The organism is Pseudoalteromonas sp. NS-SX12 (assembly GCF_057367955.1).
Genome location: NZ_CM170634.1, coordinates 1,843,148 through 1,858,086, shown reverse-complemented (window position 1 = coordinate 1,858,086; position 14,939 = coordinate 1,843,148). Strand labels below are relative to the sequence as shown.

General features: G+C 42.2%; 15 protein-coding genes. All 15 read right to left on the bottom strand.

Annotated features, from left to right (window positions below; genetic code table 11):
- Positions 1 to 291: 291 nt before the first annotated feature.
- The 15 genes from AC2IOM_RS08625 to AC2IOM_RS08555 are packed head-to-tail and all read right to left on the bottom strand — an operon-like array spanning position 292 to position 14,797.
- Positions 292 to 1,239, bottom strand: a complete 948-nt coding sequence (locus tag AC2IOM_RS08625; RefSeq protein ID WP_486358124.1) for an AgmX/PglI C-terminal domain-containing protein — start codon at positions 1,237 to 1,239, stop codon at positions 292 to 294.
- Entirely contained in the window at positions 1,236 to 1,739 is a 504-nt protein-coding gene (locus AC2IOM_RS08620; RefSeq protein ID WP_486358123.1) for an ExbD/TolR family protein, read from the bottom strand. The genes AC2IOM_RS08625 and AC2IOM_RS08620 overlap by 4 nt, the downstream gene beginning before the upstream one ends.
- A complete protein-coding gene (locus AC2IOM_RS08615; protein ID WP_010559592.1) occupies positions 1,736 to 2,242 on the bottom strand; it encodes an ExbD/TolR family protein in 507 nt (168 codons plus the stop codon). The genes AC2IOM_RS08620 and AC2IOM_RS08615 overlap by 4 nt, the downstream gene beginning before the upstream one ends.
- Before the next feature lie 10 nt (positions 2,243 to 2,252).
- Positions 2,253 to 2,909, bottom strand: coding sequence for a MotA/TolQ/ExbB proton channel family protein (locus AC2IOM_RS08610; RefSeq protein WP_100913818.1), 657 nt, complete (start codon positions 2,907 to 2,909; stop codon positions 2,253 to 2,255).
- A gap of 25 nt (positions 2,910 to 2,934) precedes the next feature.
- A complete protein-coding gene (locus AC2IOM_RS08605; protein WP_486358122.1) occupies positions 2,935 to 3,231 on the bottom strand; it encodes a hypothetical protein in 297 nt (98 codons plus the stop codon).
- On the bottom strand, positions 3,224 to 3,922 hold the full coding sequence (locus tag AC2IOM_RS08600) for a tetratricopeptide repeat protein (protein ID WP_486358121.1): 699 nt from the start codon (positions 3,920 to 3,922) through the stop codon (positions 3,224 to 3,226). The genes AC2IOM_RS08605 and AC2IOM_RS08600 overlap by 8 nt, the downstream gene beginning before the upstream one ends.
- Positions 3,909 to 6,707, bottom strand: coding sequence for a tetratricopeptide repeat protein (locus AC2IOM_RS08595; protein ID WP_486358120.1), 2,799 nt, complete (start codon positions 6,705 to 6,707; stop codon positions 3,909 to 3,911). Before AC2IOM_RS08595 ends, AC2IOM_RS08600 begins: the two co-directional genes overlap by 14 nt.
- Positions 6,704 to 8,503: a tetratricopeptide repeat protein gene (locus tag AC2IOM_RS08590; RefSeq protein ID WP_486358119.1), complete on the bottom strand. Its 1,800-nt coding sequence runs from the start codon at positions 8,501 to 8,503 to the stop codon at positions 6,704 to 6,706. Before AC2IOM_RS08590 ends, AC2IOM_RS08595 begins: the two co-directional genes overlap by 4 nt.
- Positions 8,504 to 8,506: 3 nt before the next feature.
- Complete coding sequence (locus AC2IOM_RS08585; protein WP_010559586.1) at positions 8,507 to 9,025, bottom strand: hypothetical protein; 519 nt, start codon at positions 9,023 to 9,025, stop codon at positions 8,507 to 8,509.
- A gap of 12 nt (positions 9,026 to 9,037) precedes the next feature.
- On the bottom strand, positions 9,038 to 10,177 hold the full coding sequence (locus tag AC2IOM_RS08580; protein WP_171043659.1) for a DUF3570 domain-containing protein: 1,140 nt from the start codon (positions 10,175 to 10,177) through the stop codon (positions 9,038 to 9,040).
- Positions 10,164 to 10,391, bottom strand: a complete 228-nt coding sequence (locus AC2IOM_RS08575) for a DUF4266 domain-containing protein (RefSeq protein WP_010559584.1) — start codon at positions 10,389 to 10,391, stop codon at positions 10,164 to 10,166. Before AC2IOM_RS08575 ends, AC2IOM_RS08580 begins: the two co-directional genes overlap by 14 nt.
- Positions 10,384 to 10,875 carry a TlpA disulfide reductase family protein gene (locus AC2IOM_RS08570; protein ID WP_486358118.1) on the bottom strand — a complete coding sequence of 164 codons (492 nt, stop codon included), beginning with the start codon at positions 10,873 to 10,875 and terminating at the stop codon, positions 10,384 to 10,386. The genes AC2IOM_RS08575 and AC2IOM_RS08570 overlap by 8 nt, the downstream gene beginning before the upstream one ends.
- Positions 10,876 to 10,887: 12 nt before the next feature.
- Entirely contained in the window at positions 10,888 to 11,535 is a 648-nt protein-coding gene (locus AC2IOM_RS08565; RefSeq protein ID WP_486358117.1) for an outer membrane beta-barrel domain-containing protein, read from the bottom strand.
- Positions 11,505 to 12,236, bottom strand: coding sequence for an SH3 domain-containing protein (locus AC2IOM_RS08560; RefSeq protein WP_486358116.1), 732 nt, complete (start codon positions 12,234 to 12,236; stop codon positions 11,505 to 11,507). Before AC2IOM_RS08560 ends, AC2IOM_RS08565 begins: the two co-directional genes overlap by 31 nt.
- Entirely contained in the window at positions 12,236 to 14,797 is a 2,562-nt protein-coding gene (locus AC2IOM_RS08555; protein ID WP_486358115.1) for an HzsA-related protein, read from the bottom strand. The genes AC2IOM_RS08560 and AC2IOM_RS08555 overlap by 1 nt, the downstream gene beginning before the upstream one ends.
- Between the last annotated feature and the right edge of the window lie 142 nt (positions 14,798 to 14,939).

Below are 14,939 nucleotides of genomic sequence, written 5' to 3'. Positions count from 1 at the left end.
ATAGTTTGTAATATTATAACACTAGGCATTTAGCCGCACTAGCGTGTACGTTTATATTTGTGCATTTTTCACATTTTCAACTGTGGAAGTTCAAACACAAAAAGGCCTTTACTTATTTTAGCAAAGACCAAAACAGCCCCTAATATAAGTAATAGACCGTCAGTTGGTTCACTTTCTTGTAAGAAAAATATAAATAGGTAGGCAGATAACATAAAACGCATTGCTCTTTACATTATTTATAAAGAGCAACACGCTAGATTTTACAAAGACTTAAGTTTGAAACTTAATGCGTTAGAATGGTAAGAAATTAAACGAATAATTGAGTTTAGTTTCAGACACCAACTCAGAGCCAAAATTGATCATACGAATACGATTTACCAGTTTTCGCTCTAGTTCCGCATCGTTCAAGTCACTAGATAATATTTGGCAATCCTTAACTTGGCCATTTCCAGCAACCACAATCTCAACCGTTACCTTACCCTGTAAACTTGGGTTTTTACGTAAAGCACGGCGATAAAGGGTGTAAAAGGCCCCTTGGTTTTTATCAAGTACTGCGCGAATGGCTTCGACTTTACGCTGCTCTAACGCTTCTTCACTAATGCTTTCACTGGCGGTTACATCACTTTGATAACCCCCTGTTTCAGCCACGACTTCATCTCCTAACGCCACCAGCGATTTATCGGCGAGCGCTTGCACATTCGCTTTTGCTTGCTGTTCATCGGCAATATTAAGTGGTTGTGTGGCATTCGCTTTTACGCTTACGTCTTCACTTTTAACCGTTTTGCGCTTTGCTTGAGCGTTAGTCACAGGTTGCGTTGATGGCGTCAATTTAAAATCATCACGCAGCGCGGCTAAATCATCTGCTAATGCAACAAGCCCTGCACGGCTGGCTTCTTCCTTCGCTTTTTCAAGCGCCCGTTTGGTCGGCGTTTTAGGTTTAACTTCAGCTTTTACTTCTGGCTTAACCTCTTTCACCGGCTCGGGCTTTTGCTCGATGGGCTTGACTTCAGGCTTTGGTTTTTCAGGCTTAGGCTCAACTTTAACGCGCTCAATCACACGGGTTAAACTGGGTGGTATTTTGGCTTTTTGTGCCTTAGTTAACTCAGGTAGTTCGGTAATTTTAACAATCACCGCAAACACTAATGTGCAAACCAAAAAGCCGTACGTTAAGCGGGTAAATAAGCGATTGTCTGAGTTGTTATAAAGCTCAAAATGGGTATTCACTGTGCCGCTTGTCATAATTGCTCACCACCACTTTTTTCTGCCACTTGCTCTACTGCCAAAGATAAATCACCAAACCCTGCTTGCTGGCAGGTTTGCATAATCTTCTTTAAACGGTGATAGGCAATTTTGCCATCAGCCATAATGGTTAGCGGGCGCATATTGTCAACCGCTTCGATTAATTCTGCATGCACTTTAAGCGCATTTTCAAGTGGCGAAAATACCTCTTCGCTGGCGTTATCTAAATCATTTAAGTCAGCAATTAATTGTCCTTGCAAGATAAGCGCTTTGTTACTCACCATCAGTACCAAGGTTTCTTCTGCGAGCGCTTGTTTTGATGCTTTAGGTAAATCAATATTTTTATTTGCATCAAGCACTTGCACCGTTGATGAATTAACGATTAAGAAAAATACTAAAATCGTAAAAATATCCATCAAAGAGACTAGGCTCAACTTAGCTTGCTGATTTGCTCTGCGATGATGGCGCTCCATACGAAGTGCTCTTACTGATTTTTTCATAACGCCTCCACCAACGCATCACCTAAGGCGATATCTGGAAACAACTCAGCATCAACCACCGACGCAACAACAACGGCTTGATAACTACGAACCGTTTCCATCGTTGTAATCAAGGTTTGGTAATCAACGTCTTCGGCAATTAACAAAGTGATGTCTTTTTTATCCACCCCTTTTTCAAGCAATAGATTTTTTACGTCTTTAAGCGCGAGCTGAACTTGATCAAATGGATACGTTTCATCTTGCTTGGCAAACTGTTTAAGCGGTGCACCAGCTGGGTAGTAAATTGTGATAGCATCATTAGTTACTTCAAGTTGCAGTTCTTTTTCTTTGAGCTGCTCAGCACTTTGATTTGCTAATAATGGTGGCAATTTTAACTGCATCACGGTGATGTGCGAAAACACCATCATCATCAGTAACACAGGCACAAGCACAATCATCAAACTCATAAATGACGTAATATCCAGCTCAGCATCTTGCCTATTTGGCAACTTGCGGCGAAACATAGTCGTCCCCTTAATCTGTTTGACGTGTTTTTTGCGAAACGAGATTTTGCTTGGTTAATAAATTAAGACACTTTACGCCAGCCATTTCCAAGCCATCAATAATTTCGGTTGTTTTTGTTTGTAATACTGAGTGACAAAGTAGCAGTGGAATTGCAGCAATTAGACCAAACGCTGTGGTGTTCATTGCAACTGAGATACTTGCCGAAAGCAATGATGCTTTTTCTGCAGGATCGGCATCAGCAACCGCCGAAAAGGCCGCAATCAAGCCGATAATCGTGCCTAATAAACCTAGCAAGGTAGCAATATTGGCAAGCGTAGCTAAATAAGCCGTGCGCTTTTCAAGGCGCGGCATTAATTCAAGTACCTGCTCTTCCATCGCATATTCAATTTCTTCACGGCGCTGTGTATGTTCAATACGCTCAAGGCCTGAACTAATAATTTTTGCCACGCCTGCATTACTCTTTTGATTAAGCACTTGCTTATAATCGCCTTTCGCTAACTGAGGCATAAGCTGCTTAAAGGCTTTTTGATTAGCTAACTTAGCACCCGTCAGCACAAAAAAGCGCTCTAGGGCAATCGCCAGTCCAATCGCTAACACGATTGCAATCGGTAACATAAAGCTACCACCATCTTGAAAAAATCTGACAACAGTATCGAAACTTTCCATTTTAAACTCCAAATGTAACCGTTAATTATTGGTTATTGTTTTTATTTTGTGATGTATGAAACGCAATCTGACGCTGTAACTTTGCTGGGTCGATTGCGGTAATTTTATGACGCGGCCTAATCGTTAATTTTGGCTTGGGTAGTGTCACTCGTGACAAGTCTTGCCATGGTAAAATTGACATAAACTTCGGCTCTTCTTGTGAGCCCGATATAGTTGTTTGTAATTCAATTTTTTTGTTTTGAGTAGATTGCTCTTTTGGTATTTCCTTTGCCACCGAATGCACAGTAAAAAAGAGCAATAAAACACTTAAGTATCTAGCCATTTTCGTTTGCTCCGCGTTGTTTAAGTTGGTGCTCTAAATCCACAAGCCATGTCGCAACTTGGCGATAGCTTTGAGACTCTTCAGGAACAAGCATTAAGTAAGTGTTATACACCGCTACTGCTTGCTCCTTTTGATCTAAGTAAAGGTCTAGCAAAATGCCTTTATTGATATAACTTGCTGCAAAGCCCGGCCAACTTGCGATTGCCGAATCATAAAGCGCAAGCGCCTCGCTAAATTCGCCCTTTTCGCGCTTCAATAACGCCAGTTCATTTGCTGCGTAGTAGTTGTATTTGTTAGCGTTTACCGCCGCCTCTAAATATTCTAAATACAAGGTGCTTTGCTCTGCTTGTTTTGCCAAGTACGCTAATTGCAAATACGCCCCCGACAGATTTGGGTATTGCAAGGTAAGGTTCGTGAAATGCTGCTTCGCTAGCGCTAATTTACCCTCTTTTTTGTAGGTAAGCGCTTTTTCGAACGCGGCTTTTGCATCATCCGATGCGCTTGTTTGCAGGTAATAGTTAGGCGCTTGCAGTAACTTTTCTTTCTCGCTTAAGGGTACCTGCACTTCGTTTGTTTCGGCAGTTTGTTCTGCTTGTTTGATAGTTTCTGGGGCTGTTTGACATGCAGCTAACGAAAACAGCAAGACCAACACGCCACAGCGCTTAATAGAAAAAAGCTTAATAAATTGCATGATTTTCTCCGGGCTCAACTTCCTTTTTAGCAAAGCGCGCGGGCATTAGCTTTGCTAACGCGGTGAGCGTTTTTTTGATCCATTCGTCATAAAGGCCTGAATGCAGTAATTGATTATTGCGTGCGTACAGCTCTATTGCCTGGTCTTCAAAGGGTATCGCTTGCTCTTCAAGTAACAACTCGTACTGTTCTAACGCAAGATCTTTAAGCTGCTTTGGCCTTTCTGACGACATAATATCTTGCGCCATCAGGTGGTAGATTTGTGCAATCTTAAAATTCGCTTGCGTGGAGTACTGGCCAAGTGCGTAATCTGCCAACTGCTGATAACGCTCAAGCGCCACAGTCATATGTTTACGCTTGCGCGCTAAACTTGTTTTTAGCGGTACGGTTAATTTACTTTTTTGGTAAACATAAAACGCATCGTTGGCAAATACCTCGGTTGCTTTGGCAGCCTCGGTTTTAGCCCAAGTGAGTTCACTCTCAGGGGCAACTTTATAAGCGGCGATAATTTTGTTTAACCAAAAGCGACGTTCACTGGCTTTATTTTGTTTTTGATAAATATTTGCCAGTTCCACTTTTGCCTGCAAGTTTTGCGCGAATGGTGTTGGGTAACTGTGAGCGTATGTACGAAACTGCAGACGCGCATTTTCAATATCGCCCATATTGCGATAATGCTCAGCACTTTGATAGAGCGAGATACGACGCGTATTTTCATCACTGTGGCTCGTTGCAAGATAAGCGTACTGCGCAGCCAGCTTGTCGCCTTGCTGTGTATTTTTATAAATCGCTATTTTTTGCGTTTGCAGCGACTCAATATTTTTTGACGTTGGATAACGCGTAATAAAATCGTCGACCCACTTGCTCGCTTGGTTAAATAACTGCAACGATATGAGGTATTGCGTTAAATTGTATTGTACTTGCTCACGATACAATGTGGATGGCAACAAGGTTAACAGCGCAATGTATTTATCTGCTGCGAGCTGCGGATTGGTTGCTGCCACAGCTTCAGCCTGCTTAATAATGCTTTGCGCAAGATTTTCGCGCACTAAAGATGCTTGCTCCGATGACTTTGCTAGCAACTGCTTGTAAGCACTCTCGGCACTAGCAAAATCTTGTAAATTGTAATGGCTATGTGCCGCTAGCAGCTGCGCTTGATACATTTCAGATTCAGATAAACTAAACTGTGCAACGTGCGCAAACTTTGTTAGCAAAACATCATACATTTGACGTTCAAATAATAAATTAAACGCTTGTAATACAACAGTACTTGCCGATTTGTGCGTGCTGAACGAAGTTGCAAACTTAAGCCAGTTATCAACGACTTCAACTACAAATTCGTGTTGTCTTGCGTCACCGCGTTGTGATCTTTGTTTATTAGCAAGCTGTGTTTTGTAAATTGATACAACTGCAAACCCTGCATCACTTTGGTATTTGTTCGGCTCGGCTGAATAGGCAATTGTTTGGTACTCAGATAACGCTTTTTGCCATTGCTGACTTTGATACAAACTTTCAGCTAACAAGTAATGGCTGTCGATATCGCCTTGTTGCTTTAGTTGCAAGATATCGAGATAACGCTGATAACCTATAGCGGCCGCGCTAAACGCAGTAATCGCGCTTTCATTTTGCTTAGCAAGTTGTTGCCCTTGATAATAACTGCGATCTGCGTATTTCTTTTCAAGAGTCTTTAACGCAAGATAATGTGCATCTGTTGGTTCAGTAGCTAAGTAGGTGCTGCCAACACCAAATTCGCGAATAAATTGCTGCTCATAATCCGTTAGTAATGATTTAAAGTTCGCTTTTTTAAACACCGACATCTGCGCCAAAGCAAAATCTACTTTATGGTTTGGCTCTGGCGATGTGGTAATAAAGCTCTGATAGGTTTTGGCCGCATCAAGATAGCGTTTTTGCTCGATATAGTAATTTGCCAGCGAGTCAAAATTCATAAAGCTAAACGCTTGCCAACCATACTGCTGATAATGAGAAACCGGATCTTGCTCAAAATCACTATACGAGAAAATCACACTCATAATACGCAATGTATCCGCTACTAAATAACGATCGCTATTATTAAGCTGTTCGATATTTATTACCGTCTTACCATCTTGCTCAAGGGCAAGACTAAGTACTTGCGTAAAGCTATTAAGCGATGCTTGATAGTTAAACAATTTGAAATCTGACCACGCCAGCATATAGCGCGATGTACTGACAAGTGGCGAGTCGGGATAACTTTCAACCAGCGTTAGATAACGGTTTTTCGCTTGCTCATACTGCTTTTGGTTAAACATGTATTCGCCTTGGCGGAAAATCAGCTCTTCATTATGGGCAAAGTCAGGATAGTCGCGAATTAGTTCGCTCGTCACATCAAATGCCGCTTGCTGATCCCCTTTTAAGAAATACGCTTTGGCTAATTGATAAAGTACCTCATCTCGTCCATCTAGTGCTTCAGAGTTTGCCAACAACGCCAAATACTGATTAACCGTATTATCAAAGTAACCAGAATCTTGCGTTACACCTTGTTCTTGCGCGAGTTGCTGTTGTTCTAAGCTTAACTGGGCTAAGCGGCTATTCGCTTGTTGTCGTGCACTTGCTTTAGGTGCAAGCGCGACAATTTCTTGATATGCAGCAGCAAGTTGCTCAGGTGTAGGTGCAGCTTCTGTAACCGTGGTTTGTGGTAACTCTGTCGCTAAGTCGAGTTCTCCCAAAGTGTTACGTTTAGCTGGTTCTGGCTGCGTTAAGAAGCACGCAGTCAAACTCAATGACAATACACTCGCAGTTAAGCGCTTCATAATGCCTCACCTTTGCTACTATCTGCCTGCATTGCCAGTGCTTCAAGCGCGATACTACGCATTACTTTTAACTTAAATTGGTCATCTGCTAAAAACTGTGATGATGCCTTTAAGTCGTCCAACAGTAGCTGTTGAATTTCAGCGACTTGCTTATTAATCAGGGTATTTACACTTTGTTGGTTTAATGCCAATTGTTGCTGCGTTTTTGCCAACCGTTCATTAAGGGCATTAAAATCCCGTTGCGATTCAATTAATGCTTGGCTGTTATTATATTGCGACTGTGCTTTATCTAGCATAAATTGCGCTTGTGCAAGTTGCTGCTTATGCACTTGGTAGCGCTCGTCAAATTGATAATCTTGCTGCCATACTAAAATACCTTTTAAGCGTTCTAAACGCGCTTGTTGCGATGCGATATTGCGAGACGATTTGAGTGAGTCAATTTTATGTTGGGCTGATAAAATACGCTTTTGCGCTTGCAGTTCTGTTTTATTTAATAAGCCACTGCGAGTATTTTTAGCCTTATTTAATGATGCTTGTAACAACTGCAACTGCTGCTGTTGCTGGCGCAAATCAGATAAGTAGTTTGGTAAATTAGTAGCTTGGATAATGCGATTTTGACGGGCTGCCTTTTCTTGCAATAGCGCAGCATAATTAGTGAGCTGACGCTGTTGCACATTAAATTGCGACGCTAATTCTGTTAACTCAAAAAGCGCATTGCGTTTCGCATCAAAATCATCACTTAATAATCCAACATGGAGTATATCCATGTAACCTTTAAGCGCAGTGTCGCTTTGTAATGTATCGCGCAGCCATGCTGTATTATTGACCTGTTTATTCACCGTATCTATGCGCGTATTAAAGGCGACAAATTGCTGCTCTGCGGCATCTATTGCATCAACAGCGAGTGCAAAACGTTCAGTACTAACAAACACATGTGCTTTAGCGGTTAATGCCTGGTGCTTCGCAAACACATCTCCGCTTGTTGATTCAATAATAACATTCAGTGCGGCCAAAGCTTTGGCGTATTGCTGCTGCATTAATAGGCTCGCAGCTAATCCGTATAAAGCTTCGTTAAACCAAAGCGACTGCTGTGATACTTGCGAAAATGCCTGCTCGGCATGCGTTGCTTGGTTATTTTCTAAAGCGGCATAACCTAAAGCGAGAAAGCTTCTATCAAGTAATGCATGCTGTTCTTGGTCTAATTCTGGCAATCTTAATAATGCCAGCGCCGCATCTTGATTGCTTGGTGAACCAACCAGTATGTTATGGGCAAGGTAGTGATGTAATTGGCTTTCAACGGGCAGTTGCGATAACGCAGTATTTGCCTGTGCAGGGTTACTAAGTGCTAAGCCAAGTCGCCCTTGTAAATAGTAAAAGGTGTTATGCCACGCTATGTCTTTTGTCGGAGGCGTAATTTCTGATAGCGTTTGCTGTGCAAGCTTCGCGTCGTTATTTGCAAAATAAACCCGCGCTAACTGCAATTTAGCGTAATTCAATAAGTCTTGGTCTTGCTCACTCAGTAATGCATTAAAGTCACGTGCTGCCGTCATATGCAAACCATATGAAAATGCAGCGCCGGCTTTTACAATTCGAGCATCAACACCTTGATGTTCAATACCTCCTTTCGCATCTGCAATAGCAAATTCGGTGAGTGCTTGCTGGTAGTTTTGCTGGTAGAGCTGATACAAAGCAACACCATAATTCTCGTCGCTTACAGCTGCTTGTTGCGTGGAATTGGGTTCAGCATTCGCATTGACGGCTAGCGCGAGCAATGTGGTAACGACCAAGGTTCTCATGACTTACTCAATTTCTCGAATAGTGAAATCTGCTTGCTCTTTCGCGCTGTTTGCGCTGATCACCAGCTCAATTGCTTTTGCCTCATCATCTTTATTAAAGGTTAACGTAGCTGCACGTTTAATATCACGACCTTGCGGCCCTTTACCAATAACATAAGCAGTAAGTTGGTGCTCACCTTGTTTCACATTACCTTGGTACAAACGATGTACCCCACCTTTAGCAAGCGCGTTAACTTGCTTTTCGGTATATAGATAATGAGTCGCTAGCTCGTCATCAACCATGAGTTTAATTGAGTCAATGGTGAACAGTTCACTGGCATCCATCGCGACATAGAATGCAATTTGCGTCGCCGGTGGATAAAGTAAATCTTCTTCTAAAATAAATAGGTCTCGATTGAGCGCAATTGCTTGCTGTTTTAAGTTTTCAATTTGCTCGCTAAGTGGCTTATTATCAACGCTGTACACATTAAGGCTAAGCACAGTGCACAACATAATTAAGGTGTTTTTTAGCATGGTTTTCATTGTTACTTTTCCCTAGTACCAAAGCGACACATAAGCTCTTAGCACATTTGCTGAGAAACTATAAAAATCTTCTTGCCCCGGATTATCCGTTTGTAGCACGTTTCTAAAATCGTCATAGTCAAACCGAATATGATCCCACGCAAAGTTTACGCTGGCACTTTTTATCAAGCTGGAACGATCAAAAGTATGTAAATAACGTGCTTTGAGCCCTATGGTTAAATCATTGAAAGAACTCATTTCTTTATCACGTGCCATAAAGTTAAACTGATCTTTTCTATCAAACATATCTTGATAAAAGTCGGCTTTACTTTGCGTGTAATGGCGCACATGAAAATCAATTAACCAATTATCATATAACGCCTGACTGTAACCGAGCTTATAGTTACTGGCAGCTATACCCCAAGTATCACTAAAATAACGAACTTCACCGTATAGTGCGGCGTTGATTGGCAAAAAATAGCGGGTTCTGAGCGCTGCAGCATTGCTGGTGCGAGTTTCAGGGTAAATTTCGGTGGCGTAGCTGTAGCCAAGTGCGGCGGTGTCATCACGATAGCGGTAAGAGCGGTACGGATTATTTAAATAGCCCTGCTCGGTAATCGCCTCAATATTGAAATCAAAGGTCCAGTTTTTGCTCGCCACTTGCGACCAAGACAATGCATAGTTAGCGCGCTTCACTTCTTCACTAAAAAGCGCATTACCGTTTTGCATTACAATATCGTCGCCTTGGGCATAGCTCAAACTAAGCACCGATAAATCACCAAAAAAGCTCTGACTAACAGCCAGTTTGTAGCTTTTTGCATCGTAATCATTTTCTTGCGATTGGCTGTAACCAAGTGAGAACAACGTTTTTTCATTTAGAAAATCGACGCCTACAGACTGCTCGTCACGTTCTTCTTTATAAGGGCTGGCCGTTGCCAATACATCAATCGATGCCGAACTTACCGAGTCCACATAATAATTAGCCGAAACCGATACCGCTTTGGAGACTTTTTTACGAATTAAAATCGACGGACCGTCAATGCTCATGCCGCCACCATCATAACTGTGGTACATCGCATCAACACGATCTTCCGGTAATACCGCCGCGCAAATACTTAAACTCACGAACATAAAGCTCGCAACAAGGTATTTAAATAGATTAGTTACAGCCACAGCCACCACCTGATGTGCCTTCTGCACCCTTTGCGCCTTCCCGTGCTTGATAAACATGGTGAATGTAACCCGATTCAACTGCATCGAGCTGCCACTGCATAACTGGTTGTGCAAGGTTTTCACGCTCATACGGTTTTACCCACGGCTCAAAGCCATCTGTTGCAGCACAGCCGGTTAGCAATAAAGTAAAACAAATCGCAATTAATTTATTCACGGATCAATGCCTTAACCATTTTCTTATAGAGTTTTTCATCGCCAGCCTGGTAGCCATAATGGACGTAGCGTAAGTTGCTATTGCGGTCAATCACAACCGTTGTTGGCATGGCTTCTACATCGTAAAGCTTGCTAACGGTATTTTGCTCATCAAGCAAAATTGGAAAAGACACATTAAGTTCATTAATAAACTCTTTTGCCTTTTGGTTTTGCTGTTCCACATTAACGCCAAGCACGGTAAAGCCTAAATCGCTGTATTTAGCGTGTAACTCGTCAAGTAATGGCATTTCTTTACGGCACGGTCCGCACCAGCTCGCCCAAAAGTTAATCAGTACAACCTGACCACTCAGCTCTTTTAAACGCACGTTATCACCGCTTAACGCTTTTAATGTAAAGTCGGGCGCACTTTTATTGAGCTCTGCCGATATTGCATTGCCCGCAAACATGCTGGTTAGAAATAATGTGATGATTATTATTTTTTTCATTAAACAAATACCTTAGAAATAAACGCTTAGGCCAAGCGTAAATGCGAGGTTATGAACAGTTTCAGGATCACCTAAAATGTCACTTTCAAATACGTAGTCGGTCATATCGATTTGCACCGTGACAAAATCGTTCAGCAACATGCGGTAGCCCGCACCAACAGATACCGTAAAACGGTCGTCACCACCAAATTCGGTGGCGCCTGCGCCTAACGTAAAATAGTAAGCACTATTAAGCGTGAGGTTTTGTGACACGAAGGTTTCGCCCTTAAGGTTATAACCGATACCTAAATCCAGTAACTGATAATCGCGCTCTTCATCTGTCAATAATTTCGCGCCACCGCTAAGCTTTTCGTAGCTTGTTTCTCCGGCAGTTGCTGTGCCGTATTTAAAATAGCTAAGAAAGTCTTCATTGATGTGATACGCCAACTTTGCACCCACCAGCGAAGTCGATGAAAAGTCAGCAATTGAGATAACGCCACCATAAACGCCAAATTCAAAATCATCGCTATCTATTTGCGCTTCTTCTATATCGGTACGTGTTATTTGCGGGTCAACAACTGGGCTTACTTGTTGCTCATTATTTGCGTTACTTGGCGCTGAAAAAGTCAATGCTAAGGTTGCTAACGCAGTTAGAAAAATACCGTGATACCTAATTTCCACAACTCTAAATCCTCTGTAACATCACGCTCGGTAAGTGCGCTAAAACGTTTGTATTCTGCTTTAAAGACAAAACGACTGGTAATATATGCGTTTAAGCCCACAGTAGCGCTTAATAAGTCTGACTGTCTCGTTTCATCGCCACCACCAATAATCGGTGTTTTTGGCGTTGTCCAAACCTGACCTGCACCAATACCTAAATAAGGTGAAAAGCGCCAATGGGGAAATGGGTGATGGAAAACCGATAAATCAACTAGTTGATTTTTTGCCACTGAACCAAGTGCATAACTGTACTCTAATTGACTCGATAAATGACGCGTAAAACGCCAACTCGCATTAACTGACTGGCTATTTACACCTTCCAACTGGCCAAGAGCAATACCAAAGCTAAATGTCTGGTTTTCAAATGCATCAAGCGTTGCGTCTGTCACTAAAAAAGGTTTACCGTCTAATGTTAAGGTTTCAACCAATTCTTGTTGTTTTGCCCAGCCTTGTTGCCCATTTTCTAGGGAAATTAAATACCAAGATGTATGGCGCTTAATAACCGTAATGGTTTCGTTTTTTTCTGCGACATAAATTATCGGGTAACCGCGCCCTGCGCCGCTGTGAATATTTAAAAACGGTTCTTTTACTGCTAGTTTTAGTGATTGCGCAGCCGTTTCAAAACTAAACAATAATGCCAATAGTAAGAGCCACTTCGTCATTACTCTTCCTCACTGTAAAATGGGCTGTTGGCGTATTGCGCACCGATATCTAGCCACTGCCAAAGCAGCGACTTTTCCGCCTCTGATAAATAGTTTGCATGGCTGCCTGCTGTGGCGAACAACGTATTAAAACGCGTATTCGCAGCGGCGCCAGCCACACTCAATGCAGGGCGAATTGTGACTGTAACCTGCTCAATAATCGGGTTACCGTCTTCATCTAAAATAAAATTACCGTCTTCATCGACTAAATAAACTGGATTACCATTTTCATCGAGCCTATCGACTAATTTATCAATCAAAATACCGTCAACCAATTCTTGTTCGTTGTCGTTAAAAAACAGTTCACGGTAGGCTATCGCGTGTTGGTTATTCTCATTTGAAGGCGACAAGCTTAAATCTAACTGTGCTGCAGGGATTTGCGTATCGCCATTTTCATCGCTTGTAATATGGCAATTTAAACAGCGGAAATTTGCCACTTCATCGCCATTTGCATCGAGTTGAGGTCGTGATAATGCAAATAGTGGCGCAATATGCTCGGGAAAATGAATCGATAAGCGGCACAGGTTTGTCCAATTTTGTGCACACGCATCAGTAAGTGGTGATGCCGTTTCAAGGCTTACCAAGCTACCTGTTAAGTCAGCCTCTGCGGCAATACCTTCACGCCAAACATCTGGGAAAATTGGCTCGGGGCTCAGCGTAGGTAAGCCAACAACACGGGCAAAACTTTGCGCCATAGTTTCACCAATTTGTGCGTTAATATCACCAAAACTCCCAACCCAGCTGGTAGAAGCTGCGCCTAAATTAACACTGTTTTGCTGTGCAACCTTACCATGTGGCAATTCATTGGTACTTTGGTGGCACCCATTACACGTGCGCGTTTCGCCGGCTTTAAGTTGCAGCCAACTCTCGTGACGACCACTAATACGCTGACCATCACGATTTAATAATTCAAGGGAAAACGGCACATCGGCTGGCACTTTGACATAGACAGAGCCATCCGGAGCAACAGGTGCATAACCCAAAATATCACGCATTGATTGACCACTACTTCGACCAAACAACGCGGTAGAAAAGTTATATTCATTTCTATCTGGAATAGACACTGGCTTTATTACACGTATCGCATAAACGCGTTCGGCATTGACGCTCGGATCTGAAATGGCTGTAATATTTGGGTTTGCAGTATCTTCGCCGGAAAAATCGTACACACTACGAATATGAATACTGCCCATTTGTTCGTTTTGTAAACTTAAATCCGACGGGTATTCAGTCTCAAGTGGGGCGTTTTTCGATTCAAGTACCACTACCTCTTCGATTAATTTATTTTGTTCAGCTAACACAACAGGTTTTTGTGTTTTAGTGGTTTCATCGTAAATCCACAAGCCAAATAAATCGGGAGCGGCTTGCGTGTTTTCATCATTTAACAAGGCCTCAGTGCAGGGAATTACATTATCACTATTATTTGGGTCGATAACCTGACACTGACTCCACACCACAAGACTGCGTTGGGATTCATCAAAAATAGGTGTAAACCAGTGATACTTACCGGTAAGTGCCAGTTCACCTTCTGGCGGACTTAATGCGAATAATGACGAGCTAAACGCGGACTGCTGAGCTTCATTACCATCATGAAAACGTCCACTATCCATATATTGTTCGCTATCGAGATAGTAGAAATCTGTGCTTGGTAATTCACTGTCACCAGCTCGCAAACCAATCACTAGTTGCCCATTAGGTGCTTGCTGTAAACTTGCTATCGCCAATTCATTTGGATAATCAGAATGGGCGCCAAAAACGAGCTCTAACTGCTTACCATCTGAATCTATTTGATAAATATGTAAGCCACGATTGCGGCCTCGATGTTCATACCTTACAAACGCAATTTTACCACTTTGTAATACGTGAGGGTAAAGGTCGTGACCTTGGCTATACGATATTTGCTTAATATCACTACCATCTTGTTCCATAACATGCAGTGTGAGTGCTTTTTCACGAAAGTTGTCGCTTAGTGCCTGATATTGAGGTTTGCCTTCATCAAGCAGGCGGGCTTTGTTGCCTTGCTGTCGGTTAGAGCTAAATAAAATGCGACCATCTGGCAGGAAAACGGGGAATAAGTCATCGCCTTCTTCTGCAATCAATTCATCGCTAATTAGTTTTGTCGCCTTGTCGCTTACTACGTCATAAAGCCAAACATTCCACTTCGGCTGCATATCATCAGAGGCATCTTCAAGCTCTGACGCACGTAAACTAAACACTAATTTATTGCCATCGGCTGATGCCGACACGTGTTTAATATCAATAGGCTGTTCGAACAATGTGCTAGAAATATTTACTAACGGCGCATCAACACCCGCAAGCTTTTTTAAATAAAGCGCAGCTCCGGGGTTAAAAAGTGTTGGATCAGCTAACGAAAAACTAACAGCTTCACTGCTATCACGAATAACAAATGCAAGGGGAACTTCTTCGGCGATTGGATCTTGTACTTGTGGTTGCTGCTCAACAACGTCACTGCCGCATCCTGTTAGCAATAACAGTACAAATAATTTTAGCAGCTTACTCACTTCCCTATCCCTATAAAAACAAAACCCTAAAGCGCCACCAAACAAACCATTATTTAGTATTATTTTAGAATGAAAATTTAGCAATATAATATTATTGCACGCAAAGATATTTTTACAATAACTTTTCTTTACCGTTTATGCA

What these genes read in the sequence shown, in the direction of transcription:
- AC2IOM_RS08625 (WP_486358124.1), bottom strand. Translation starts at nt 1,239, where the DNA reads ATGACAAGCGGCACAGTGAATACCCATTTTGAGCTTTATAACAACTCA.
- AC2IOM_RS08620 (WP_486358123.1), bottom strand. Translation starts at nt 1,739, where the DNA reads ATGAAAAAATCAGTAAGAGCACTTCGTATGGAGCGCCATCATCGCAGA.
- AC2IOM_RS08615 (WP_010559592.1), bottom strand. Translation starts at nt 2,242, where the DNA reads ATGTTTCGCCGCAAGTTGCCAAATAGGCAAGATGCTGAGCTGGATATT.
- AC2IOM_RS08610 (WP_100913818.1), bottom strand. Translation starts at nt 2,909, where the DNA reads ATGGAAAGTTTCGATACTGTTGTCAGATTTTTTCAAGATGGTGGTAGC.
- AC2IOM_RS08605 (WP_486358122.1), bottom strand. Translation starts at nt 3,231, where the DNA reads ATGGCTAGATACTTAAGTGTTTTATTGCTCTTTTTTACTGTGCATTCG.
- AC2IOM_RS08600 (WP_486358121.1), bottom strand. Translation starts at nt 3,922, where the DNA reads ATGCAATTTATTAAGCTTTTTTCTATTAAGCGCTGTGGCGTGTTGGTC.
- AC2IOM_RS08595 (WP_486358120.1), bottom strand. Translation starts at nt 6,707, where the DNA reads ATGAAGCGCTTAACTGCGAGTGTATTGTCATTGAGTTTGACTGCGTGC.
- AC2IOM_RS08590 (WP_486358119.1), bottom strand. Translation starts at nt 8,503, where the DNA reads ATGAGAACCTTGGTCGTTACCACATTGCTCGCGCTAGCCGTCAATGCG.
- AC2IOM_RS08585 (WP_010559586.1), bottom strand. Translation starts at nt 9,025, where the DNA reads ATGAAAACCATGCTAAAAAACACCTTAATTATGTTGTGCACTGTGCTT.
- AC2IOM_RS08570 (WP_486358118.1), bottom strand. Translation starts at nt 10,875, where the DNA reads ATGAAAAAAATAATAATCATCACATTATTTCTAACCAGCATGTTTGCG.
- AC2IOM_RS08560 (WP_486358116.1), bottom strand. Translation starts at nt 12,236, where the DNA reads ATGACGAAGTGGCTCTTACTATTGGCATTATTGTTTAGTTTTGAAACG.